The organism is Sandarakinorhabdus glacialis (assembly GCF_014643455.1).
Taxonomy (GTDB): Bacteria; Pseudomonadota; Alphaproteobacteria; order Sphingomonadales; family Sphingomonadaceae; genus Sandarakinorhabdus; species Sandarakinorhabdus glacialis.
On the sequence record NZ_BMJM01000007.1, the window covers coordinates 1 to 20,774 of the forward strand.

Consider the following 20,774-nt stretch of genomic DNA (forward strand, 5'->3'; position numbering starts at 1 on the left):
GCGCAGGTTCATCACCAGCACGGTGTTGATCGTCTCGAACAAGCCGATGTTCCGCCATGCGTAGAAATAGCGCCGCACCGCCGGTACCGGCGCAAAGCATTTGGGAACATCCGCCACGCGCCGCCGCTCGATGCTATGTACAGCAGCGCATTCACAACTTCGCGCATGTCCGTCGTCCGACGCCGACCGCCCGTCTTGGCAGGCGGTATGAATGGCGCCGTCAGCAGCCATTCGCGCTCCGTCATATCGCTTGGATACCGCAAACCTTCCCGGCTATGTTCACGCCGGGCAATACCAGTCCATCCCATGGCCCACTCCATCTCTTTGCAAAGACGGTTGAATCACAAGATACTGGTATTGCNTGGGGTCGGCGGCCGGATTGAGCACAGTGGTGATCCTGAGATGCCGCTGACCTATTTCCCCGAAAACGGGGGGCGGGAGGGCGTCCCAGAATACATGCAGGTCGGCTGGCATATCACCAACCGGATGGCGGCTGAGTTCTTAAGCCCGCGTTCTTTCGTTCGGATGTTGGCACAGCGTAATCTTCTTATCGCGTCTGATTACGGCGTACGGGACGGGGCACAGCCTTCCGAGGACATTTCTGCGTCTTCCCCTTAAGCTTAGACCTTACCACTCTAACCAACAGTGGCCAGCGCCCTTTCCAAGTCCGCCATTTGATCCGCGGCGCCTGAAAACTCACGGTTGCTCAGCTTCACACCCCGGCCCTCTAACCCCGCCTCTTCCCCTCAACCAAAACCGCCTGCTGCCACCTCCCCGGCGCCTTGTCCGTCCGGTGCGCACACCCCGCCCAGCAGCACGGCCGCTTCTTCCCCTCCGCCAATTCCTCGCAAGTCCGCACAATCCTCCGCGCCCGCGCCGCCGCTTGCTTCGCGTCATCCACCCGGCAGATGAACTCGTTCCGCCCCAGCGGCGTCAGGCGTTTCCACAGCGCCGCGGTCCCGGCATCCGCCCGCACCGCGGCCTCCAGGTCGTCACCCGCCCGGTGGACGGTGCCTTGCGGGAAATCGCCGGCCATCAGCGCTTGATCCGCGGTATCCCCATGAAATCGCGCTTGCCCAGCTTCACGCCCTGCGCCCGCAAAATCCCATACGCCGTCGTCGCATGAAAATAGAAATTCGGCTGCGAGAACGACAACAGGAAATTCGCCCCCGTAAACGGCATCATCGTCGTGCCGAACGCAAACTTCGTATCGCTTTCCGCCAACGCATCGAACTCTTCGCGGTCGATCGCCTTCAGGCTCGCGATCGCCGTCTGCAACACCCCGTGCAGCCCGGCAAAATCGGTCGGCCACGCCGACATCTCCGGCGAGAAACTCCCCGCCCGCACGCCCTCGATCCCGCCCACCGAATGCGCCGCACAGGAACCCCCCTTGCCATCGCCACCCGAAATCCCGCACCCTGCCGCCATGCAACTCCTCGCCTCGCTCACCTCGCCCTACGCCCGCCGTCTGCGGATCCTCATCGCCGAGCTCGGCCTCGATATCCCGGTCGTGCCCACCGCGCCGATGGACAACCCCGCCGCGCTCCTCACCGCCAACCCGCTCGGCAAAGTCCCGGCGCTGGTGCTGGGCGAAGGCACAGCCATCGTCGACTCCCCCGTCATCGCTGCCTGGCTGCTCGCCCGGTCCCCGACTCAAACCCTGATGCCGACAACCGGCACCGCCCATTGGCACGCCCGCACCACCGAGGCGCTAACGGACGGCATCCTCGACGCCGCCATCATCCTGCGCTTCAACACCGGCCAGGGCGTCACTTCGGGCGTCTGGACAGATCGCCAATACGCCGCCATCGACCGCACCCTCGCTGCCCTGCCCGCGCGCATCGGCGCCAGCCCCTATGAGGACATCTGCATCGTCATCGCCTGCGAGTACCTCGACCTCCGCTTTGCCGCCATCGACTGGCGCACCACCCAGCCCGCCCTCGCGGCTCTCCAGTCCCGCCTCACCGACACCCCCGCGCTCATCGCCACCCGCCCGCCGCAATGACCGCGCCGGTCATTTCCCAACATGCCGGGCCCGACGGCTGGTGGCGCTCGGCGGTTACCCCCTCCAATCTGCCCGGCATCCACCATTTCGCCGATTATTCCGAAGCGACCAGTTTCACCGCCCGCCGCGAGCTCCCCCACCCCGAACCCGTCCTCATCATCAATCTCGGCGACCCCATCGCGATCACCGACGGCATCGGTCGCCGCACCATCCTCGCCGCCGGCAAGGGCTTTGTCGCCGGTCTCGACGAAGCCCCCGCCATCTCCGAGAGCAGCGGCCGCCAATCGGGCCTCCAGGTCGCCCTCACCCCGCTCGCCGCCGGCGCGCTGCTCGGCCAACCCATCGGCAATTTCACTGGCGACGTCATCCCACTGGACGCCCTGCTCGACGACCGAGACCTCGCCGACGCGCTCCTGAACGCCCCCGACAGCACCGCCCGCACCGCCATCCTCGCCAATTATTGCGCCGCCCGCCTCCACGCCGCCGCCGCGCCACCCGACGAAATCACCTGGGCCTGGCAGCAACTCCGCACCCGCCCCAACCTGTCGATCGCCGCGCTCGCGACCCAGACCGGCTGGAGCCACCGCCGCCTCATTGCCGGCTTCCGCAGCCATATCGGCCTCACCCCGCGCCGCTTCGCCAGTATCACCCGCTTCGACCGCCTCATCCGCAGCGCCGGGCCCACCAAATCCTGGGCCAATCTCGCGCAGGACGCCGGCTATTTCGACCAGCCCCACATGGTCCGCGACTTCACCCGCTTTTCCGGGATGAGCCCCAGCCAATGGCTAGCAAACCTCGTGCCGAACGGCGGCGGCCTCCAGCACCCGGCGTAAATTCCGTCCAAGCCCGCCCCCGCCGCCCATGCCAATATGCGCCTGGAAAAGGAGCCTCGCCATGACCATCCGCCCCGGCATCTACCCGACCCTGCAGTACCGCGATTGCCCCGCCGCGATCGAATATCTCGAAACCGCCTTCGGCTTCGAACAGCACGCCATCCACCCCGATGGCGAAGGCGGTATCGCCCACGCGCAACTGACGCTTGACGGCAACCTCATCATGGTCTCGAGCCTCAAACCCGCCAACATCTACGGCATCGACAGCCCGGCCAACCTCGGCGGCGTCACCGGCACGATCTCGGTCACCCTGACCGACCCCGACGCCCACCACGCCCGCGCCGTCGCCGCCGGCGCCGACATCGTCACGCCGCCCAGCGACAAGGATTACGGCGGCCGCAGCTACGACGTCCGCGACCCCGGTGGCCACATCTGGACCTTCGGCAGCTACGACCCCTGGGCCTGACTCTCTTCTTGCTCCCCTCCCTTCTTCAAGGGAGGGGTCGGGGGTGGGTGACTCTACCGAGCCCAACCCTACCCGCTATTCCTGAGCCCAGCCGCAATCCCGTTGATCGTCAAATGAATCCCCTCGGCAATCCGGGGATCCTCCTCCCCACCCCGGCGCCTGCGGATCAAATCGATCTGCAACTCGTTCAGCGGATCGATATACGGCAACCGCAGCTTCACCGAACGCGCCAGCGCCGGCTGCCGATCGAGCAGCGCCGCCTGCCCGGTCAGATCGAGCAACTGGTCATGCGTCCGCTGCCAGCCATCGGCAATCGTCCCGAAAATCCGCTCCCGCAGCGCCACATCCCCCACCAGACCGGCATAACGCCGCGCAATCTCCATGTCCGATTTCGCCAGCACCATCTCCAAATTCGACAGCGCCGCCCCCAAAAACGGCCACGCCGCAACCATCTCCGCCAGCAACCCGCGATCCTCGAACGCCGCCAGCGCCTCGCCCGCGCCATACCATCCCGGCAGCATGATCCGCGCCTGCGCCCAGCTGAACACCCACGGAATCGCCCGCAAATCCTCGATCCGGTCGCTCTTGGTCCGCGACGCCGGCCGCGACCCGATCTTCAGTTCGGCAATCTCGGTAATCGGCGTGCAACTGCGAAAAAATTCGTTGAACCCCGGCGTCTCGTAAACCAGCCCGCGGTACTGTCGGCACGCCGCCGCGCTGATCGTGCTCATCGCGCCACGAAACCGCGCGAACTCCCCCGCCGCGAGTCTTGCCGGCTCGAGGCTCGCCAGCAATGTCGCCGCCGCCATCGTCTCGAGGCTGGTTTCCGCCACCGCCGGCGTCCCGTATTTCGACGCGATCACCTCGCCCTGCTCGGTAATCCTGATCCGCCCCATCACGCTGCCCTGCGGCTGCGCGCGAATCGCATCGAACGCCGGCCCGCCGCCGCGCCCGACCGCGCCGCCCCGGCCATGGAACAACTGCATCTGCAACCCACGCTCGGCAAACACATCGGCCAGTGCCAGCGCCCCCTCGTGCAGCGACCAGTTCGACGTCAGATAGCCGCCGTCCTTGTTCGAATCCGAATATCCGATCATGACTTCCTGGTGGCCGCGCTCCGCCGCCAGCGCCGCTGCCTTGGGCCGGTCGAGATACGTCGCCATCACCTCGGGCGCCGCTTCGAGATCCTCGATCGTCTCGAACAACGGCACCGCCATGATCGCGCACGCCGGCGGATCGCCTGGAATATAAAGCCCGACCTCCTTCAACAGCAGGTAAACCTCCAGCAGGTTCGACACCCCGCTGGTCTTCGAAACGATATAGGCACGAATGACGTCCGGCCCGAACCGCGCATGCGCCGCCGCCGCCGCGCGCAGGATCGCCATCTCCGATAGCGTCTCGTCGCCATATTCGGCGAAGCCGTTGAACAGCAGCCGTGGCGACGACAGTTCATCGCCGAGCAACGCCGTCCGCTGCACATCGTCGAGTGCCGCATAATCACCCGGAACGCCGGCAACCTGCAACAACTCGGCCACCACCCGCGCATGGACATCGGCATTCTGCCGCAAATCGAGCGTCGCCAGGTGAAACCCGAAAATCTCGACAGCGGTGATCAGCGACCGCAACCGCGTCCCCACCATCGCCGCGCCGCCATGCGCCTGCAGCGAAGCCGCAATAATTCGCAGGTCGGCCAGGAAATTACCCGCGCGCGGATAGGGATCCCCCGCAACGATCCCCGGCAATGCCGGCGCCCGCCCCGTCAACGCCCGGAAGCTCGCCGCCGTCCGGGCATAAATCCCCGAAAGCGCCCGCCGATACGGCTCGTCGGCCCGGCTCGCCGCCAGATCGCCGCTCGCCTCGGCCAACGCCGCCAGGTCCCCGGTCACCTCGACATTCGCTGAGGAAATCGACAGTTCGCTCCCCAGCGAATTCAGTTCGCCCAAATAATGCCCGATCGCCACCCCCGCCTGTGCTGCCAGCGCCGCCTCGAGCGTCCCGGCATTCACGTTGGGGTTGCCATCGCGATCCCCGCCGATCCAGCTCCCCGGCCGCAGGAACGGCGGCAGCACCGAACCGGTCAGTTTTTCCCACTGCGCATGCAATTTCGGCAGCACCGGCAGGATGCTCGCCTCGAGATACGACAGCGCCGACTGGATCTCGTCGGCGACCACCGGCTTGGTCGATCGCAGTGGGCGCGTCTGCCACAAGATGGTGATCTGCCGGATCAGCTCGGCCTCGGTATCGGCGTCGCAAAACCCGTTTCCACACCCCGCCATCAACGCCGCTATGCTCGCCTCGCGGTCGATCATCGACTTGCGCCGAACCTCGGTCGGGTGTGCAGTAAGCACCGGAACAATCAATGATTTCTGCAACAGCGCCACAACTGCGTCGCGCTCCACCCCCGCCTTCGCCAATGTCGCCATCGCCCCCGCCAGCGTCGCCTCGCGCGCCCCCGGCCCACTGCGATCCTCGGCCAAATTGGCCAGCAGCGAAAACAGCAAAAACCCCCGCACGAACCGCAGCGTATCGCCCAGGTCGAGCGCCCCAAGCCGCTCGGTCAGCGCCGCCACATTCGCCGCATCGGGCGCCCGGTGCGCCGCCACCGAAGCCTGGCGCACCCCCTCGATGGCATCGAATACCGCGACCCCATCCTGCTCGCGGATGACATCCCCCAGCAGCCGCCCGAGATACTTCACATCGGCGCGGTCGGTCGCCGCCACGGTTCCCGGATCGATCGTCATATCAGCGCAGGCCTTTTGAAATCGGTTCGCACGTGCAGCAATCGCTAACCTATCTATAGTGTCAAGGGCCTCCGGCGGCCGGGGCCGCAGCCCCAGACCCCGATCGATGCACAATCCAGCAAATAGGGTCTGGGGCCAAGGCCCCAGCCGCCGGAGGCTCTGCCCTAAGCCTTCAATTCCCGCGCCAATGCCTTGCGCGTCTTGTCCCCATAGGGCGGCTTGAACCCCGCCAGCCCGGCAAGATCGATTTTCGGCTGGGTATAGATCGATTTGGCATGGCTGAATTCCTTGAAGCCATCATGCCCATGATAACTCCCCATCCCGGCATTCCCGACCCCGCCGAACGGCAGTTCTTCGGCGGACACATGGAAAATCACGTCGTTGACTGTAACGCCGCCCGAGATCGTCCGATCGAGCACCCGGCGCTGCTCGGCGTCGTCCTTGCCGAACCAGTACAGCCCCAGCGGCCGGTCGCGGCGGTTGACCTCGTCGATGGCGCCGTCGACCGTCGAATAGGTCCGCACCGGCAGCAGCGGCCCGAAAATTTCCTCCTGCATCACCGTCATCTCGTCGGTGGCGCCGCGGATGATGTGCAGCGGCATCTTGTTGGTATTCTGCTTCGAAAAATCCTCGTTCGCCGGGTTCACCACATCGATCGTAGCCCCCTTGGCGCGCGCATCCTCGACATGCGCCTCGAGCCGCTCCCGATGCCGCGCCCCGAGCACCGAGGTATAATCGGGGTTCGACAGCAACGTCGGATACATTTTCGCCGTCGCCGCCTTCAACCCGGCGACGACATCGCCCTCCTGCTCCTCGGGAACGAGCAGATAATCCGGCGCCAGGCAAATCTGCCCGGCATTCATCATCTTGCCCATCGCGATGCGCTCGGTCGCCACCCCGATATCCGCCGTCCGCGAGATGATCGTCGGCGACTTGCCACCCAGCTCGAGCGTCAACGGCACCAGGTTCTTCGCCGCCGCCGCCATCACGTGCCGCGCGATCGCGGTCCCGCCGGTGAACACCAGATGATCGAACGGCAGTTCCGAAAACGCCTTGCCCGCCTCCGACCCGCCGGTGATGACCGCAACCTCGGTCTCGTCGAACGCCGCTTCGAGGATTTCCTTCATCAACGCCGACGTCACCGGGGTGAATTCGCTCGGCTTGATCATCGCCCGATTGCCCGCCGCCAGCACGCCCGCCAGCGGTGCAAACGTCAAATTCACCGGAAAATTCCACGGCGAGATAATCCCGATGACCCCCTTGGGCTGAAACTCGACCCGCGCCCGCGCCCCCAACAATTTCATCGGAAAATCGAGCGGGCGGTTCTCCGCCTTCATCCACCGATCCAGATGCTTGATGCCATGCTTCAACGGCTTCACCGACGCCATGATATCGGTCACCATCGACATCTCGGTCGACCGGTGCCCGAAGTCCTCCGACAGCGCCGCCGCCAACCGGTCCTTGTTGTCGAGCACCACCGCCACCGCACGCTGCAACCGCGCCTTGCGCGTCGCCGCCGTCACCGGCAATTCCGCCATGAACGCCGCGCGCTGCCGCTGCAACACCTCCAGCATCGCCGCCGCGTCACGCGCATCCCAAACTGCCGTCGTCGCCGCCGTTGCAGTGCTGGCCATATCATTCCCCAAGGATCAAGCGTTCCGAGCCTGACTCAACCGCCGCTATTTGTCGAGCGGCACTGACGGCCATTTGATCCCCAACTGGTCGAGATACGTCGGATATTTCGCCGCATCATAATAGAACTTCGCCATCGCCGGCCGAAACCGCGCCATTGTCGCTTCGTTCAATTCGGTATGCGGCCTGTCATTCGGCCCGATAAACGGCTGATACTTCTGGTCCTTGGTCTGCACATCGGCAAAGAACGCCTTCGCTTCGGTCATCAACGCCGGTCGCGTCATCAAATCGACCAGCGTCATCGCCACCACCTTGGCCCCCGCGACAACGCCCTTGTGTGCAATCGGCGTCGCCATCGCGATCGCGTTCGACCAATGATGCCCCGGCAACCCTGGAATATTCGCCGGAAAACGAATGTTGATCGTCGGCATGATCCAGCTGATGTCGCCGATATCGTCCGACCCGCCGCTTTCGGGCTTCTCCTGCGGCGCCTTCAGCCCCTCGATCTTTGTCGCCAGCCCCTCCTTCTTCTCCGAAGCCACCGTCTTCTGCACCGCCTTCGCCAATGCCTGGTCCGCCGCATCCCATACCGGCAACCCGACCACCGCCATGTTCGCCGCCGCCGCCTCGGCAATCGGCTTGTTGTAATATTGCGGAGCCGCCGCCCCGACGATCTCGTGGTCGGTGCGCGTATCGGTCATCATCGCCGCCGCCTCGGCCATCTTGTTCCCGATAGCAAAATTCCGCCGGATCGCCTCGAAGCTCTGCTCGCGGAAATAATACCAGGTCGTCGCCTCGGAAGGCACGACATTGGGCTGGTCACCGCCATCCGAGATGATCGAGTGCGACCGCTGCTCGGGCCGCAGATGCTCGCGCCGGAAGTTCCAGCCGATATCCATCAATTCCGCCGCATCGAGCGCACTCTTGCCCCGCCACGGCGCCCCCGCCGAATGCGCCGAATCACCGTGGAAATGATATTTCGCCGATATCAGCCCAGTGCCGTTCGGCTGCCCATAGCTGACGCTCAGATTGTCGCCGACATGGGTAAAGATCGTTGCATCGACACCCTTGAACACCCCACCCTGCACCATATACGCCTTGCCCGCCACCAGCTCCTCGGCCACCCCCGGCCACAGCATCAGCGTCCCCGCGATCTTCTCGCGGATCATCCATTCCTTCACCGCCAGCGCCGCGACGATATTCACCGCCTGGCCGCTGTTATGCCCCTCGCCATGCCCCGGCGCATCGGCCACGATCGGCGCGCGCACCGCCACTCCCGGCTTCTGCGACGCCTTGGGAATCCCATCGAGATCGCTTCCCAGCGCGATAACCGGCCCGCCCTTCCCGTTCGTCCACGTCGCCGTCCACCCGGTCGGCAGTCCCGCCACCCCGCGCACCACGGTAAACCCGGCCTTCTCGAGCACCCCCGTCAGATATTTCGATGTCTCGACCTCCTGGAACCCCAGCTCGCCATAGCTGAACACCTGGTCGGTCATCACCTGCGCCTGCTTGGCCCGAGCCGCGACCCCCGCCACCACGCCCGCCTTGCGCGCCGCCAATTGCGCATCTTGCGCCACCACAGGCTGCGCAACCAACAGCGCCGCCACCACCAGATATTTCGCCATACAGATCCCCTTTGACCCCAACCTAGCCAAATCCCCCGCCCTTTCAACACGCGCATTACCCACTGGCGCCCCGCCGCCGCTTCGGCTTTGATGCCTCCAAAGCAAAACATCCCTGGGGACCATCATGACCGTACAAGCCGACTTTCCGGCAATGACCATCGCCGACGCCCACGCCCTGCTCACCGCCCCCGGCTCGCTCCTCGAAATGGAGACCGTCACCATCCGCGGCCTCCCCACCCGCACCTGGAAGAACGCCCCGCCCACCCTCGCCGCCGTCTTCGGCGCCGGCCGCACCCACGGCGACAAGATCTTCCTCGTCCACGAGGACGAGCGCGTCAGCTTCGAAAACTTCTCCCGCGCGGCCCTGCGCCTCGCCGCGCAATTCACCGCCGATGGCCTCCGCAAAGGCGATCGCGTGGCGATCGTCATGCGCAACCTCCCCGAATGGCCGGTCGCCTTCTTCGCCGCCAGCCTCTGCGGCGCCATCGTCACCCCCCTCAACGCCTGGTGGACCGGCGCCGAGCTCGAATACGGCCTCACCGATTCCGGCGCCTCGATCCTCGTCGTCGACAACGAACGCCTCGCCCGCATCGCCCCCCACCTCCCCGATCTCCACGACCTGACGCGCATCTACGTCGCCCGCAGCACCGAGGAACCCCAGGGCGACCCCCGCGAAATCCCGCTCGAATCGATAATCGGCACCCCGCATCACTGGGGCGACCTCGCCGACCGCCCTGCCCCCGATGTCGCCCTCGTCCCCGAAGACGACGCCACGCTCTTCTACACCAGCGGCACTACCGGCAAGCCCAAGGGCGCCCTCGGCACCCACCGCAACATCGTCTCCAACATCATGGCATCGGGTTTTGCCGCCGCGCGCAGCTACCTGCGCCGCGGCGAGACACCGCCCGCCCCCGACCCCGCCGCGCCGCAAAAGGCCCTGCTCATCAGCGTGCCGTTCTTCCACGCCACCGGCTGCCACGCCATGCTGTCGCCGGCGCTGTTCGGCGGCGTCAAACTCGTGATGATGCGCAAATGGGACGTCATGGAGGCCATGGCCCTGATCGAACGCGAGCGCATCACCGGCTGCGGCGGCGTCCCCACCATCGCCTGGCAGATCATCGAGCACCCCGAACGCGGCCGCTTCGACCTCTCCAGCCTCGAAACCGTCAGCTACGGCGGCGCGCCCTCGGCCCCCGAACTCGTCCGCCAGATCAAGAAGGTCTTCGGCAAGGCCCAACCCGGCAACGGCTGGGGCATGACCGAAACCAGCGCCACCTTCACCAGCCACGTTGGCGAGGACTATGAACTCCGCCCCGACAGCTGCGGACCAGCCTGCGCCGTTTGCGACCTCAAGGTCACCGATCCCGAAGGCAACATCTTGCCCGCAGGCGAAGTCGGCGAGCTCTGGGGTTTCGGCCCCAACGTCGTCAAAGGCTATTGGCGCAAGCCCGAGGCCAGCGCCGAAACCTTCGTCGACGGCTGGGTCCGCACCGGCGACCTCGCCCGCCTCGACGACGAGGGCTTCTGCTTCATCATCGACCGCGCCAAGGACATGCTCATCCGCGGCGGCGAAAACATCTATTGCGTCGAAGTCGAAAACGCCCTCACCGAGCACCCCGCCATCATGGACGCCGCCCTCGTCGGCCGCCCCCACAAGACGCTAGGCGAGGAACCCTATGCCTTCGTCACCCTGAAACCCGGCACCACCGCCACCGAAGACGAACTCCGCACCTTCGTCGCCGCGCGTCTGGCCGCCTTCAAGGTCCCGGTAGCGATCACCTTCTCGAACGAGCCCCTCGTCCGCAACGCCAACGGCAAGATCCTGAAAACCGAACTAAAAAAGCTAGTCGGCGCCTAACCTGACAAGGACCTCGTCATGCTGAACTCGTTTCAGCATCCATCGCCCCACCACGCGAAAATGTGCCAACCGCACAATGGATGCTGAAACAAGTTCAGCATGACGATCGGTTAGTTCAAAGGGCACCCCTCTTTTTACCCGTCACCCCGGCGAAGGCCGGGGCCCATCTCCCACTCCCCCCGCATAAAACCTCTCACGCCCTCGAATGCGCATTCCGATAAACATCCAGCAACTGCGCCGCATCCACCGCCGTATAAATCTGCGTCGAGGACAAACTGGCATGCCCCAGCAACTCCTGGATCGACCTCAAATCCGCCCCCCGCGCCAGTAAATGCGTCGCAAAACTATGCCTGAGCGCATGCGGCGTAGCACTATCCGGCAACCCCAAAGCCGGCCGCGCCGCGCGAATGGCGGCCCGCACTATCCCCGCATCCAAAGCCCCACCCCGAAGCCCCCGAAACAACGGCAAATCGCGCACCGGCGCCCAGGGCGTCAGCTTCACATAAGCTTCGATCGCCTCCGCCACGACCGGCAGCACCGGCACCGACCGCGTCTTGTTCCGCTTCCCCGTCACCAATATCGTCTCGCCCAAAGGCAGCACCGCCCCCGTCAACGACAGCGCCTCGGCAATCCGCAACCCGCTGCCATACAGCAGCAGCAACACCGCCGTATCCCGCGCGGCAGTCCACGGCAGCCGCGCAATATCCCCCACCGCCGCAATCAACCCGACAGCATCCCCCGGCGAAACCGGCCGCGGCACCCGCCGCGCCAACTTCGGCGATTTCAACCCCGCCAGCCCGTCGCAAACCACCCCTTGCGTCCGCCGCGCCCAGCCGAAAAACGTGCGCAGCGCCGACACATCCCGCGCCACCGACACATTCGCCAGCCCATCCCCGCGCCGCATCGACAGGAACGCCCGGAAATCCGCCGGCGTCATCGCCGACAGTTCGGCCGCCCCCACGATCCCGCCGACATGCGCGCTCAGGAAATCCCCGAACAATTCCATCGTCGTCTCATAAGCCCTGACCGTATGCGGCGACAGCCGGCGCGCATCCGCCAAGCTCGCCAGCCACACCCGCGTCAGGGCTGCGAGGCCGTCAGACAATCGACTGCCCGGTCTTCGCCCAATCGTCGGCAAACGTCGCCAGCCCCTTGTCGGTCAACGGATGCAGCGCCAGCGCCCGGATCACCGAAGGCGGCATCGTCGCCACATCGGCCCCCAGCTTCGCTGCCTGCAACACATGGACAGGGTGCCGAACCGAGGCCACCAGGATCTCGGTATCGAAGGCATAATTGTCGTAGATGATCTTGATATCCTCGATCAGCGCCATGCCATCGTAGCCGATATCATCGAGCCGCCCGACGAACGGCGAGATGAACGCCGCCCCCGCCTTCGCCGCCAGCAACGCCTGGTTCGCCGAAAAACACAGCGTCACATTGACCATCACGCCGTCGTCGGCCAACGCCTTGCACGCCGTCAGCCCGTCCATCGTCAACGGCAGCTTGATACAGATATTTTCGCCCAGCTTGCGCAACACCGCCGCCTCACGCAGCATCTCCGCCGTCGTCGACGCCACTACCTCCGCAGAAACCGGCCCTGGCGTCAGCTGCGCAATCTCCCGGATAACCTCCAGAAAATTGCGCCCCGACTTGTGGATCAGCGACGGATTCGTCGTCACCCCATCAAGCAAGCCGGTGGCTGCCAAAGCAGCAATCTCGGCAGTATCGGCAGTATCAGCAAAAAACTTCATCGGTAGCGGCCTCTTATGAACAGCCACCCCTTACCCGAACTCCCACCCGTCAGGGAACCGTCAACCGCACTTGGCGCAGCTTTCGTCCATCCCAATTCCCGCAAGAAAATCGCTGCTTTCCCGATGCGGCACGTGGCGCTTGGTCCATGCCGCCGACATCCAGGACGGTGAGGGGGCCGCCGATGTGCTGAAAGCGTTATACTTTGTCTTCCCGTGGCTGCGGCATGTCGTTGCCGATGGCAACTATGTTCGCAGCAAGCTCAGGGACGCGCTGGCGGCCATGGGCAAATGGACCCTCGAGATTATCAAGAAGTCCGATACCGCAAAAACTTCAAGCCGCTGCCGCCGATTGGCCAAAGACCGAAAGGCAGCCATCGCCTCATCGACCGCATCGGCTCACATCGCGTCTATCCGAATGCTTACCCATCAGTCCGCAAAATGCGGTTTCGCTTAAAACAGTTTTGAATCAACCTATAGCACCAATTAACTACACCAAGTCGGCAAGTTCAGCTACGATTGGCGACCCCAAATGCTCCGTCCGATGAATAATCCGGGCTAGTTCTATCGGAAATTTGCGGTGCGGCGGGAACTTTCAAGGGCCCCAAGGATTTCCGTTATATAGCTACATTGGAGACTAGGACAATGAAAGCCGTAGTATATAATGGCCCTCGCGATGTCAGTGTCAGCAACGTCGACGATGCTCGGATCGAAAAGCCGACGGATGTCATAATTCGTATCACCACCACAAACATTTGCGGTTCGGACCTGCACATGTACGAGGGTCGAACCAACTTCGAGAAGGGCAGCGTTTTCGGACATGAAAACCTCGGCGTAGTCGTTGAGGTCGGCGCCGGCGTTGACCGGGTAAAGAAGGGCGATCGGGTCTGTGTGCCTTTCAATGTTGCCTGCGGCTTTTGCGAAAACTGCGAAAAAGGACTTACAGGCTATTGTCTGACCTGTAATCCGGGGACAGCGGGTGCAGCCTATGGCTTTGCCGGCATGGGACCTTTCCGTGGTGGCCAAGCGGAATTGCTGCGTGTGCCCTATGCCGATTTCAACTGCTTGGTGTTGCCCGATGACGCGGTGGCGAAAGAGGACGACTATGTAATGTTGTCTGACATTTTTCCAACTGGCTGGCACGCGACAGAGCTGGCGGGGCTGCTGCCCGGTGAATCCGTGGCGATCTACGGTGCGGGGCCGGTTGGGCTGATGGCCGCCCATTCGGCAATGATCAAGGGCGCTTCTCAAGTATTTGTGGTTGACTCTCACGATGACCGACTGAAGCTTGCCAAGTCGTTAGGGGCCATACCGATCGACATGCGAAAGTCCGACCCTGTCGAGCAAATACTGGCACATACCAATGGTCTGGGAACCGACCGCGGCTGTGAGTGCGTCGGCTACCAATGCTGCGACCGGCACGGCCACGAGAGCAACAACTACACGATGAACTGCTTGGTTGGCAGCACCAAGGCAGCCGGTGGTATAGGCGTGGTAGGGGTATTTATTCCGGAAGACCCCAATGCAAAGGATGAGTTAGCGAAGCAGGGCAAGATGGCCTTCGACTTCGGGGCGTTCTGGTTCAAGGGTCAGCAGATCCGTACCGGCCAGTGCAACGTGAAAACCTACAACCGGCGGCTTATGAACTTGATTCACATGGGCCGCGCCGAGCCGTCCAAAATCATATCCCATCGGCTGCCGCTCGAAGAAGCGCCAAACGCTTTCAAACACTTCAACGCTCGCGACAACGGCTGGACAAAGGTTGTGCTCAAATCAGCTGCCTAAGAAGCTAATCCGACATTCGTCGGGCAATACCAGTATCTTGTGGTTACACCGTCGTTGCAACGAGACGGATTGAGCGATGAGATCCACTGGCATTGCCCGGCGGACATAGCCGGGGAGGCACTGGCGCCAATGGGCAAACGGACCCTTGAGATCATCAGGCGGTCCAATACCGCAAAAGGCTTCAAGCTCCTGCCCGCAGATGGTTGGCTATCAAACGTGATTTGGTTCGGCCGCTGCTGCCGATTGACCAAAGACTGGAGACAGCCATCGCCTCATCGACCGCACGGGCTTGTATCGGGTGTGTCCGCAGGTCCACACGCCGAACCGCAAATACTGCTTCGATTTAAAACACCTTTGAACCAAACTTTTAGACTCTGCGCGGATGTTGGTACCGGTACTTTTCCAAGTCACGCCATTGTGGGTCCCCTCAAGCCGACCGAAGCACCCAGTCAAAATCCAGCGGCGTAATCACCGCATTATACCGCTCCTGCTCCACCCGCTTCACCGTCGCAAACATCTCCGCCGCCCGCCCGCCCCAATAATCCGCCAGCACCCGCGACCCCTCGAACAATGCCAGCGCATGCGACCAATCCGTCGGCAACCGCTCCCCCGTCGTCTCTCCGTCCCCGGTCACCGGCGGCCCCGGATCGATCTCGTGCGTCAATCCATGATGCACCCCCGCCAGCACCGCCGCGACGGCGAGATACGGGTTGGCATCCGCCCCCGACAGCCGGTGCTCGAGGTGCCGCGACGCCGGCGGCCCCGCCGGAATCCGCAGCGGCACGGTGCGGTTGTTCACCCCCCACCCGGCCCGCACCGGCGCATAGCTGTTCGGGCGAAACCGCCGGTAACTGTTCGCATTGGGCGCAAACACCGCGATCGACCCCGGCATCAAGTTCGCCGCCCCGCCGATCGCAAACCCCAGCGCCGCCGACCCCGCCGGATCCGCGCTGGCAAAGATATTCCGCCCCTTCTTGTCGTTCACCGAGACATGGACATGCAGCCCCGACCCCGAAAGCTCGGCGAACGGCTTGGCCATGAACGTCGCCGTCCGCCGGTGCCGGTCCGCCACGCCCTTGGCCGCGCGCTTGAAGCGCACCGCATCATCCGCCGCCCCCAGCGCATCGGGCTTGTGCGCCAGCGTCATCTCATACTGCCCCGGCGCATATTCGCCGATCGCCGCCCCCGTCGGCAGCCCCAGCGCATCGCACGCCGCCCACAAATCGCGCAGGTAATCGCCATCGAGATCGACGCTATCGAGCCCATAGACCTGCCGGTGCAGCGGCGCCCGCCCCTCGCTGGTCCGCGCCAGCCGAATGCCGCCATCCCGCCCCCGCCGCGCATCGACGAGATAAAATTCCAGCTCGCAAGCCACCACCGGCACCAGCCCGTCGGCGGTAAACCGCTCGATGACATTCATCAGCACCCGCCGCGGATCGAGGTCGCACGGCGCCCCGCTCAACTCGAACATCGACAACATGACTTCGGCGCTGTCGTCGCCCAACCAGGTCGCCGGCTTCAACGTCCCCGCCACCGGCCAGCCGACCCGGTCGGCATCGCCGTCCTCCCACACCATCCCCGATTCCTCGACATCGAGGCCCGTTATATCGGCCACCAGCAACGACCCCGGCAGATACCGCCCCTGCTCGAACGCCGACAGGAATTCATGCGCGCGCAATCGCTTCCCGCGCGGCACGCCCGCCAGATTGGTATAATAAACGTCGAGAAATTCGATGCCCGGATGCGCGGCGACAAACCCCGCAAGTTCGGCAACATCGGCAGCGCCAGCAGGTCGTTTCATCCACGGCGACTACCGCGAACGGCGCCTTTCACGCAAGTACGACCCACTTCCTTTCGTCACCCCGGCGAAGGCCGGGGCCCATCTCCCCGCCCTAACCAGCAAAAGCCTGTCACCGCCTCAACGAAACACGAACAGATAAAGCAGGATGATAATCGGGACCGGAACCCCGACCGCCCACAGCAAGCAACCCTTGCCCATCGAAAAATCCTTGTATCGTCACGGACATAACAACAATCCTAGGGTCCTCCAGTTCCCCAAGCCTTTCGTCATGCCCGCAAACACCCCCCCGACGATCCGCCGACCGCGCGCGAATAAACCCCCATTAACCGCTATTTACCAATTCTTAACATAGTCATTCATCGGAATCGTGCTACCCCCGTAACAGAAATTCAAACGGGGTTCAGCAATGTCAAATCGTCTCATCGCTCTGGCGATCGCCGTTCCGGCGCTCGCCGCTCCGGCAAATGCCACCACCTGGGCCTTCGGCGGCAGTAACGCCCAGCTCGCCTCGCTCGCCGTTTCCGTACCCAGCGTCGCCACCCTCACCGTCACGGCACTGGGCTTCACCCCACAGCCATCGGCGCTGACCAACCTGTCGCAGCTCACGCCGGGCCGCACGATCGATCGCATCTCCGGCAGCATCGGCGTCACCGGCGGTGCCAATTCGCAGCTCGATACCAACGCCACCCGCGGCGCCCCACGCGAAGCCTTTCTCATCAGCTCGACCAGCTTCCTCAAGATCACCGGCCTCAAGCTGTCGGTCGTCGATCTCAACGATACGCTGCAGATCTACGGCGTCGGTGCCGGCGGCGCGCTGACCTCACTCGGCTTCAACGGCACCATCGCCTCGGGCTTCGGCGGCCTTGCCGGCTTTGCCAACACCGGCACCATCACCAACAATGTCGGCGGCACCACCCAGTTGACCTTCAACTCGCCGCTTGAAGCCTATTCGAAGTTCCTGTTCACCACCCGCGTCGGCGGCGACGTGACATACGGCGGCGACAAGGGCCAGGGCTATCGCCTCGATACGCTGTCCGCCAACGCCGTGCCCGAACCTGCCGCCTGGGCGATGCTCATCGCCGGCTTCGGCCTCGTCGGCACCTCGATGCGCCGCAACCGCCGCATCGCGGTCGTTGCCGCCTAGGTCCAGCGCCCGAACGGAATCACCCCGGCATAATCGGCAAGCGCCGGTTTGCCGGGGATTTCGCGTCCCTCGCGCAGCATATAGGCATCGGCGACGATGCACGCCTGCTGCTCGATACCATAGCCCCCGAACGCCTTGCCCGGCACCAGCCGATAGCCATAGCGCGCCATCGGCGGGCGCCGCAGGATCAAATTGATGCCCTGCTGCCGCTGCCAGACATGCACCATCTCGTGGACGAAATGCGCCCGCATCCCGAGCGCCTGCGCGGTATAATCGGCGCACCAGTCAAAGCCATTGGGATGGCACCAGATATGGCCGTCGGGCGCCATCGTCACCCACCACGGGTGAAACGCCCAGAATTTCTGCGCGCGCACTGTCACCGCATCGGGGTCCAGCGTCTCGCCGAACACCGACGCCGCCAGCGCCCGCTCCCCTGGCGTCAACGCCCGGATCGGTGGCCGCACTTCGCTCTCGTCAGTGTGCGCCATGGTCCCCCGGCTTTGGCGCCTCGCTCCCAGCCGCCTGCACCGCCGCATTCACCGTCACCTTCGCCCCGCTGGCAAACTGCAACGTCAGCGGCAGCGTTTTCGGTGTCCCCGCCAGCCCGAAAATCATCAGGTGGTTGCCGCCCTGCGCGAACGCAACCTTGCCGCCGGCGGGTATCGGCACGCCCTCCAGCCTGGCCATCTTCATCACTCCGTTCGCCATCGACATGCTGTGCATCTCGATCCGCGCCCCTGGCGCCGTCACCCCCGTCAACCGGTCGGGCTGGCCGCCGCCGGTCAGCCCCAGATACCCAGCAGAAGGACGCCCCGGCACCGCCGCCAACCGCACCCAGGCGCCCTCGACGCGCGGCTTGGTCCGGTCCCACGCTTCCTCTACGGGGGCCGGTTTCGCCGGCGCGACCGCTGCCACGGCAACGATCGGCATGGCCATCAGCATCATCGCGAACAAACTGCGGATCATCGGGGACTTCCTGATATTGACCGCTCCATCTAGAGCCCAATCCCCCGCTTGTCATGGGGGCTGCGGCAGCCGGTGCGATCGCCACCAACAGCGCTTGCACCCCCCGGACGGCCTACTTATATCCGCCCCACTATTGAACGCCCAAAAGTGACCCTTATCTGACAACAGCGAGGGACGATGGGCGGCGCTGCTTCGGGGCGCCGCTGCACGGGCCCATGGACGAAAAGGACGAACGGAACATCATGGCTAAAGTTATCGGAATCGATCTCGGCACCACCAATTCCTGCGTTGCCGTCATGGAAGGCGCGACACCAAAGGTCGTCGAAAACGCCGAAGGCGCGCGCACGACGCCGTCGCAGGTTGCCTTTACCAAGGACGGCGAGCGCCTCGTCGGCCAACCGGCCAAGCGCCAGGCAGTGACCAACCCCGAGAACACCATCTTTGCAGTCAAGCGCCTCATCGGTCGCGGCTTCAACGATCCGATGACCCAGAAGGACATGGCGCTCGTTCCGTACCAGATCGTCAAGGGCGGCAATGGCGACGCCTGGGTCGGTGCCGGCGGCGAAAGCTACAGCCCCTCGCAGATTTCCGCCTTCATCCTGCAGAAGATGAAGGAAACCGCCGAAGCCTATCTCGGCGAGACCGTGACGCAAGCCGTCATCACCGTCCCTGCCTATTTCAACGATGCCCAGCGCCAGGCCACCAAGGACGCCGGCAAGATCGCTGGTCTCGAAGTCCTGCGCATCATCAACGAGCCGACGGCCGCGGCGCTCGCCTATGGCCTCGACAAGAAGACCGATGCCAAGACAATCGCGGTCTATGATCTCGGCGGCGGCACCTTCGACGTGTCGGTGCTCGAGCTCGGCGACGGCGTCTTCGAGGTCAAGTCGACTTCGGGCGACACCTTCCTCGGCGGTGAGGATTTCGACGCCAAGCTGGTCGAATTCCTCGCAGCCGACTTCAAGAAGTCCGAAGGCATCGACCTTACCAAGGACAAGCTGGCCCTGCAGCGCCTCAAGGAAGGCGCCGAAAAGGCCAAGATCGAGCTGTCGTCGACGGCTTCCACCGAAGTCAATCTGCCCTTCATCACCGCCGACGCCACCGGGCCGAAGCATCTGGTCAAGGCGATCAGTCGCACCGACCTCGAAAAGCTCGTCCTCGACCTCATCGAGCGCACCCGCAAGCCGTGCCTCGACGCGATCAAGGAAGCCGGCGTCAAGGCATCCGACATCGACGAAGTCATCCTCGTCGGCGGCATGACCCGCATGCCGCGCGTCCGCCAGTTCGTGAAGGAATTGTTCGGCAAGGAGCCCAACACCTCGGTCAACCCCGATGAAGTCGTCGCCATGGGCGCCGCGATCCAGGCCGGCGTCCTCCAGGGCGACGTCAAGGATGTGCTGCTGCTCGACGTGACGCCATTGTCGCTCGGCATCGAGACGCTCGGCGGGGTCTTCACCCGCATGATCGACCGCAACACGACGATCCCCACCAAGAAGTCGCAGACCTATTCGACGGCTGATGACAATCAGAGCGCCGTGACGATCCGCGTCTTCCAGGGCGAGCGCGAAATGGCCGCCGACAACAAGATGCTTGGCCAGTTCGACCTCGTCGGCATCCCGTCGGCACCGCGCGGCATCCCGCAGATCGAAGTCACCTTCGACATCGACGCCAACGGGCTCGTGGCCGTCAACGCCAAGGACAAGGGCACCGGCAAGGAACAGCAGATCCGCATCCAGCCATCGGGTGGCCTGTCCAAGGACGACATCGAGCAGATGGTCAAGGACGCCGAGAAGTTCGCCGCCGACGATAAAAAGCGCCGCGAAGTCGCCGAAGCCCGCAACCAGGCCGACAGCCTCGTCCACTCGACCGAGCGCCAGCTTGTCGAGCACGGCGACAAGGTCGGTGCCGATGTGAAGGCCGAAATCGAAGCCGCGGTTGCCGATCTGAAGTCGGTCCTCGACGGCGGCGATGCCGACGCCCTGACGACGAAGACAACCACGCTGTCGACCGCGGCGATGAAGCTCGGCGAAGCGATCTACACCGCCGAGCAGGCCAAGGCCGCATCGCCCGAGGCGGAAGCGCCCAAGGACGACAATGTCGTCGACGCCGAGTTCTCGGACGTCGAGGACGAAAAGAAGTAAGCGGTTGGGATGACGCGCCCCGGTTTCGT

The 20,774-nt window shown here is 64.2% G+C and carries 17 protein-coding genes and 3 pseudogenes; 9 read left to right on the forward strand and 11 right to left on the reverse strand.

Annotation, left to right across the window (positions count from 1 at the left end; genetic code table 11):
- From IEW98_RS10625 to IEW98_RS10640, 3 genes and pseudogenes are all read right to left on the reverse strand, one after another.
- A pseudogene (locus tag IEW98_RS10625) lies at positions 1 to 308 on the reverse strand (transposase); the annotation flags it as partial.
- A gap of 419 nt (positions 309 to 727) precedes the next feature.
- The gene (locus IEW98_RS10635) at positions 728 to 1,036 is read right to left on the reverse strand and encodes a YdeI/OmpD-associated family protein (protein WP_188762939.1); all 309 of its coding nucleotides are present in this window, start codon (positions 1,034 to 1,036) and stop codon (positions 728 to 730) included.
- Positions 1,036 to 1,365 carry a DUF1993 family protein gene (locus IEW98_RS10640; RefSeq protein ID WP_188762940.1) on the reverse strand — a complete coding sequence of 110 codons (330 nt, stop codon included), beginning with the start codon at positions 1,363 to 1,365 and terminating at the stop codon, positions 1,036 to 1,038. The genes IEW98_RS10635 and IEW98_RS10640 overlap by 1 nt, the downstream gene beginning before the upstream one ends.
- A 25-nt stretch (positions 1,366 to 1,390) precedes the next feature.
- Between IEW98_RS10640 and IEW98_RS10645 the strand changes: the two genes are divergently transcribed.
- The 3 genes from IEW98_RS10645 (at position 1,391) to IEW98_RS10655 (ending at position 3,304) form a co-directional block, all read left to right on the forward strand.
- A complete protein-coding gene (locus IEW98_RS10645; protein ID WP_188762941.1) occupies positions 1,391 to 2,005 on the forward strand; it encodes a glutathione S-transferase family protein in 615 nt (204 codons plus the stop codon).
- Positions 2,002 to 2,838, forward strand: a complete 837-nt coding sequence (locus IEW98_RS10650) for a helix-turn-helix domain-containing protein (RefSeq protein ID WP_188762942.1) — start codon at positions 2,002 to 2,004, stop codon at positions 2,836 to 2,838. The genes IEW98_RS10645 and IEW98_RS10650 overlap by 4 nt, the downstream gene beginning before the upstream one ends.
- 61 nt (positions 2,839 to 2,899) lie before the next feature.
- Positions 2,900 to 3,304: a VOC family protein gene (locus IEW98_RS10655; RefSeq protein WP_188762943.1), complete on the forward strand. Its 405-nt coding sequence runs from the start codon at positions 2,900 to 2,902 to the stop codon at positions 3,302 to 3,304.
- Between the two features lie 68 nt (positions 3,305 to 3,372).
- Here the strand turns inward: IEW98_RS10655 and ppc are convergent, their stop codons facing one another.
- The 3 genes from ppc to IEW98_RS10670 all read right to left on the reverse strand — a co-directional run bounded on the left by ppc (position 3,373) and on the right by IEW98_RS10670 (position 9,302).
- Positions 3,373 to 6,045 carry a phosphoenolpyruvate carboxylase gene (ppc, locus tag IEW98_RS10660; protein WP_188762944.1) on the reverse strand — a complete coding sequence of 891 codons (2,673 nt, stop codon included), beginning with the start codon at positions 6,043 to 6,045 and terminating at the stop codon, positions 3,373 to 3,375.
- 164 nt (positions 6,046 to 6,209) lie between these two features.
- Positions 6,210 to 7,679, reverse strand: a complete 1,470-nt coding sequence (locus IEW98_RS10665; RefSeq protein ID WP_188762945.1) for a coniferyl aldehyde dehydrogenase — start codon at positions 7,677 to 7,679, stop codon at positions 6,210 to 6,212.
- A 45-nt stretch (positions 7,680 to 7,724) separates the two neighbouring features.
- Positions 7,725 to 9,302 (reverse strand): amidohydrolase, encoded by a 1,578-nt coding sequence (locus IEW98_RS10670; RefSeq protein ID WP_188762946.1) that lies wholly within the window; start codon positions 9,300 to 9,302, stop codon positions 7,725 to 7,727.
- Positions 9,303 to 9,426: 124 nt separating this feature from the next.
- On the opposite strand from IEW98_RS10670, the gene IEW98_RS10675 reads away from it, so the two are divergent.
- Complete coding sequence (locus tag IEW98_RS10675; RefSeq protein ID WP_188762947.1) at positions 9,427 to 11,160, forward strand: class I adenylate-forming enzyme family protein; 1,734 nt, start codon at positions 9,427 to 9,429, stop codon at positions 11,158 to 11,160.
- 193 nt (positions 11,161 to 11,353) lie between these two features.
- Here the strand turns inward: IEW98_RS10675 and IEW98_RS10680 are convergent, their stop codons facing one another.
- Complete coding sequence (locus IEW98_RS10680) at positions 11,354 to 12,265, reverse strand: tyrosine recombinase XerC (RefSeq protein WP_243450698.1); 912 nt, start codon at positions 12,263 to 12,265, stop codon at positions 11,354 to 11,356.
- Entirely contained in the window at positions 12,258 to 12,911 is a 654-nt protein-coding gene (gene fsa / locus IEW98_RS10685; protein ID WP_188762949.1) for a fructose-6-phosphate aldolase, read from the reverse strand. Before fsa ends, IEW98_RS10680 begins: the two co-directional genes overlap by 8 nt.
- Positions 12,912 to 13,014: 103 nt before the next feature.
- Here fsa and IEW98_RS10690 point away from each other — a divergent pair.
- The 3 genes and pseudogenes from IEW98_RS10690 to IEW98_RS16470 form a co-directional block, all read left to right on the forward strand.
- A pseudogene (locus IEW98_RS10690) lies at positions 13,015 to 13,365 on the forward strand (transposase); the annotation flags it as partial.
- 188 nt (positions 13,366 to 13,553) lie between these two features.
- Positions 13,554 to 14,693, forward strand: a complete 1,140-nt coding sequence (locus tag IEW98_RS10695) for a glutathione-independent formaldehyde dehydrogenase (protein WP_188762951.1) — start codon at positions 13,554 to 13,556, stop codon at positions 14,691 to 14,693.
- A 117-nt stretch (positions 14,694 to 14,810) separates the two neighbouring features.
- Positions 14,811 to 15,040: pseudogene (locus tag IEW98_RS16470) on the forward strand (IS5/IS1182 family transposase); the annotation flags it as partial.
- 80 nt (positions 15,041 to 15,120) lie between these two features.
- Here the strand turns inward: IEW98_RS16470 and IEW98_RS10700 are convergent.
- Entirely contained in the window at positions 15,121 to 16,494 is a 1,374-nt protein-coding gene (locus IEW98_RS10700) for a glutamine synthetase family protein (protein ID WP_188762952.1), read from the reverse strand.
- Between the two features lie 406 nt (positions 16,495 to 16,900).
- On the opposite strand from IEW98_RS10700, the gene IEW98_RS10705 reads away from it, so the two are divergent.
- On the forward strand, positions 16,901 to 17,638 hold the full coding sequence (locus tag IEW98_RS10705; RefSeq protein ID WP_188762953.1) for a PEPxxWA-CTERM sorting domain-containing protein: 738 nt from the start codon (positions 16,901 to 16,903) through the stop codon (positions 17,636 to 17,638).
- On the opposite strand, the gene IEW98_RS10710 is transcribed toward IEW98_RS10705, so the two are convergent.
- Both IEW98_RS10710 and IEW98_RS10715 read right to left on the reverse strand, forming a co-directional pair.
- On the reverse strand, positions 17,635 to 18,126 hold the full coding sequence (locus IEW98_RS10710) for a vgr related protein (RefSeq protein WP_188762954.1): 492 nt from the start codon (positions 18,124 to 18,126) through the stop codon (positions 17,635 to 17,637). The genes IEW98_RS10705 and IEW98_RS10710 overlap by 4 nt on opposite strands.
- The gene (locus tag IEW98_RS10715) at positions 18,113 to 18,604 is read right to left on the reverse strand and encodes a copper chaperone PCu(A)C (protein ID WP_188762955.1); all 492 of its coding nucleotides are present in this window, start codon (positions 18,602 to 18,604) and stop codon (positions 18,113 to 18,115) included. Before IEW98_RS10715 ends, IEW98_RS10710 begins: the two co-directional genes overlap by 14 nt.
- A gap of 242 nt (positions 18,605 to 18,846) precedes the next feature.
- Between IEW98_RS10715 and dnaK the strand changes: the two genes are divergently transcribed.
- A complete protein-coding gene (dnaK, locus tag IEW98_RS10720) occupies positions 18,847 to 20,745 on the forward strand; it encodes a molecular chaperone DnaK (RefSeq protein ID WP_188762956.1) in 1,899 nt (632 codons plus the stop codon).
- The last annotated feature ends 29 nt before the right edge of the window (positions 20,746 to 20,774 follow it).

What these genes read in the sequence shown, in the direction of transcription:
- IEW98_RS10635 (WP_188762939.1), bottom strand. Translation starts at nt 1,036, where the DNA reads ATGGCCGGCGATTTCCCGCAAGGCACCGTCCACCGGGCGGGTGACGAC.
- IEW98_RS10650 (WP_188762942.1), top strand. Translation starts at nt 2,002, where the DNA reads ATGACCGCGCCGGTCATTTCCCAACATGCCGGGCCCGACGGCTGGTGG.
- IEW98_RS10655 (WP_188762943.1), top strand. Translation starts at nt 2,900, where the DNA reads ATGACCATCCGCCCCGGCATCTACCCGACCCTGCAGTACCGCGATTGC.
- ppc (WP_188762944.1), bottom strand. Translation starts at nt 6,045, where the DNA reads ATGACGATCGATCCGGGAACCGTGGCGGCGACCGACCGCGCCGATGTG.
- IEW98_RS10665 (WP_188762945.1), bottom strand. Translation starts at nt 7,679, where the DNA reads ATGGCCAGCACTGCAACGGCGGCGACGACGGCAGTTTGGGATGCGCGT.
- IEW98_RS10670 (WP_188762946.1), bottom strand. Translation starts at nt 9,302, where the DNA reads ATGGCGAAATATCTGGTGGTGGCGGCGCTGTTGGTTGCGCAGCCTGTG.
- IEW98_RS10675 (WP_188762947.1), top strand. Translation starts at nt 9,427, where the DNA reads ATGACCGTACAAGCCGACTTTCCGGCAATGACCATCGCCGACGCCCAC.
- fsa (WP_188762949.1), bottom strand. Translation starts at nt 12,911, where the DNA reads ATGAAGTTTTTTGCTGATACTGCCGATACTGCCGAGATTGCTGCTTTG.
- IEW98_RS10695 (WP_188762951.1), top strand. Translation starts at nt 13,554, where the DNA reads ATGAAAGCCGTAGTATATAATGGCCCTCGCGATGTCAGTGTCAGCAAC.
- IEW98_RS10700 (WP_188762952.1), bottom strand. Translation starts at nt 16,494, where the DNA reads ATGAAACGACCTGCTGGCGCTGCCGATGTTGCCGAACTTGCGGGGTTT.
- IEW98_RS10705 (WP_188762953.1), top strand. Translation starts at nt 16,901, where the DNA reads ATGTCAAATCGTCTCATCGCTCTGGCGATCGCCGTTCCGGCGCTCGCC.
- IEW98_RS10710 (WP_188762954.1), bottom strand. Translation starts at nt 18,126, where the DNA reads ATGGCGCACACTGACGAGAGCGAAGTGCGGCCACCGATCCGGGCGTTG.
- IEW98_RS10715 (WP_188762955.1), bottom strand. Translation starts at nt 18,604, where the DNA reads ATGATCCGCAGTTTGTTCGCGATGATGCTGATGGCCATGCCGATCGTT.
- dnaK (WP_188762956.1), top strand. Translation starts at nt 18,847, where the DNA reads ATGGCTAAAGTTATCGGAATCGATCTCGGCACCACCAATTCCTGCGTT.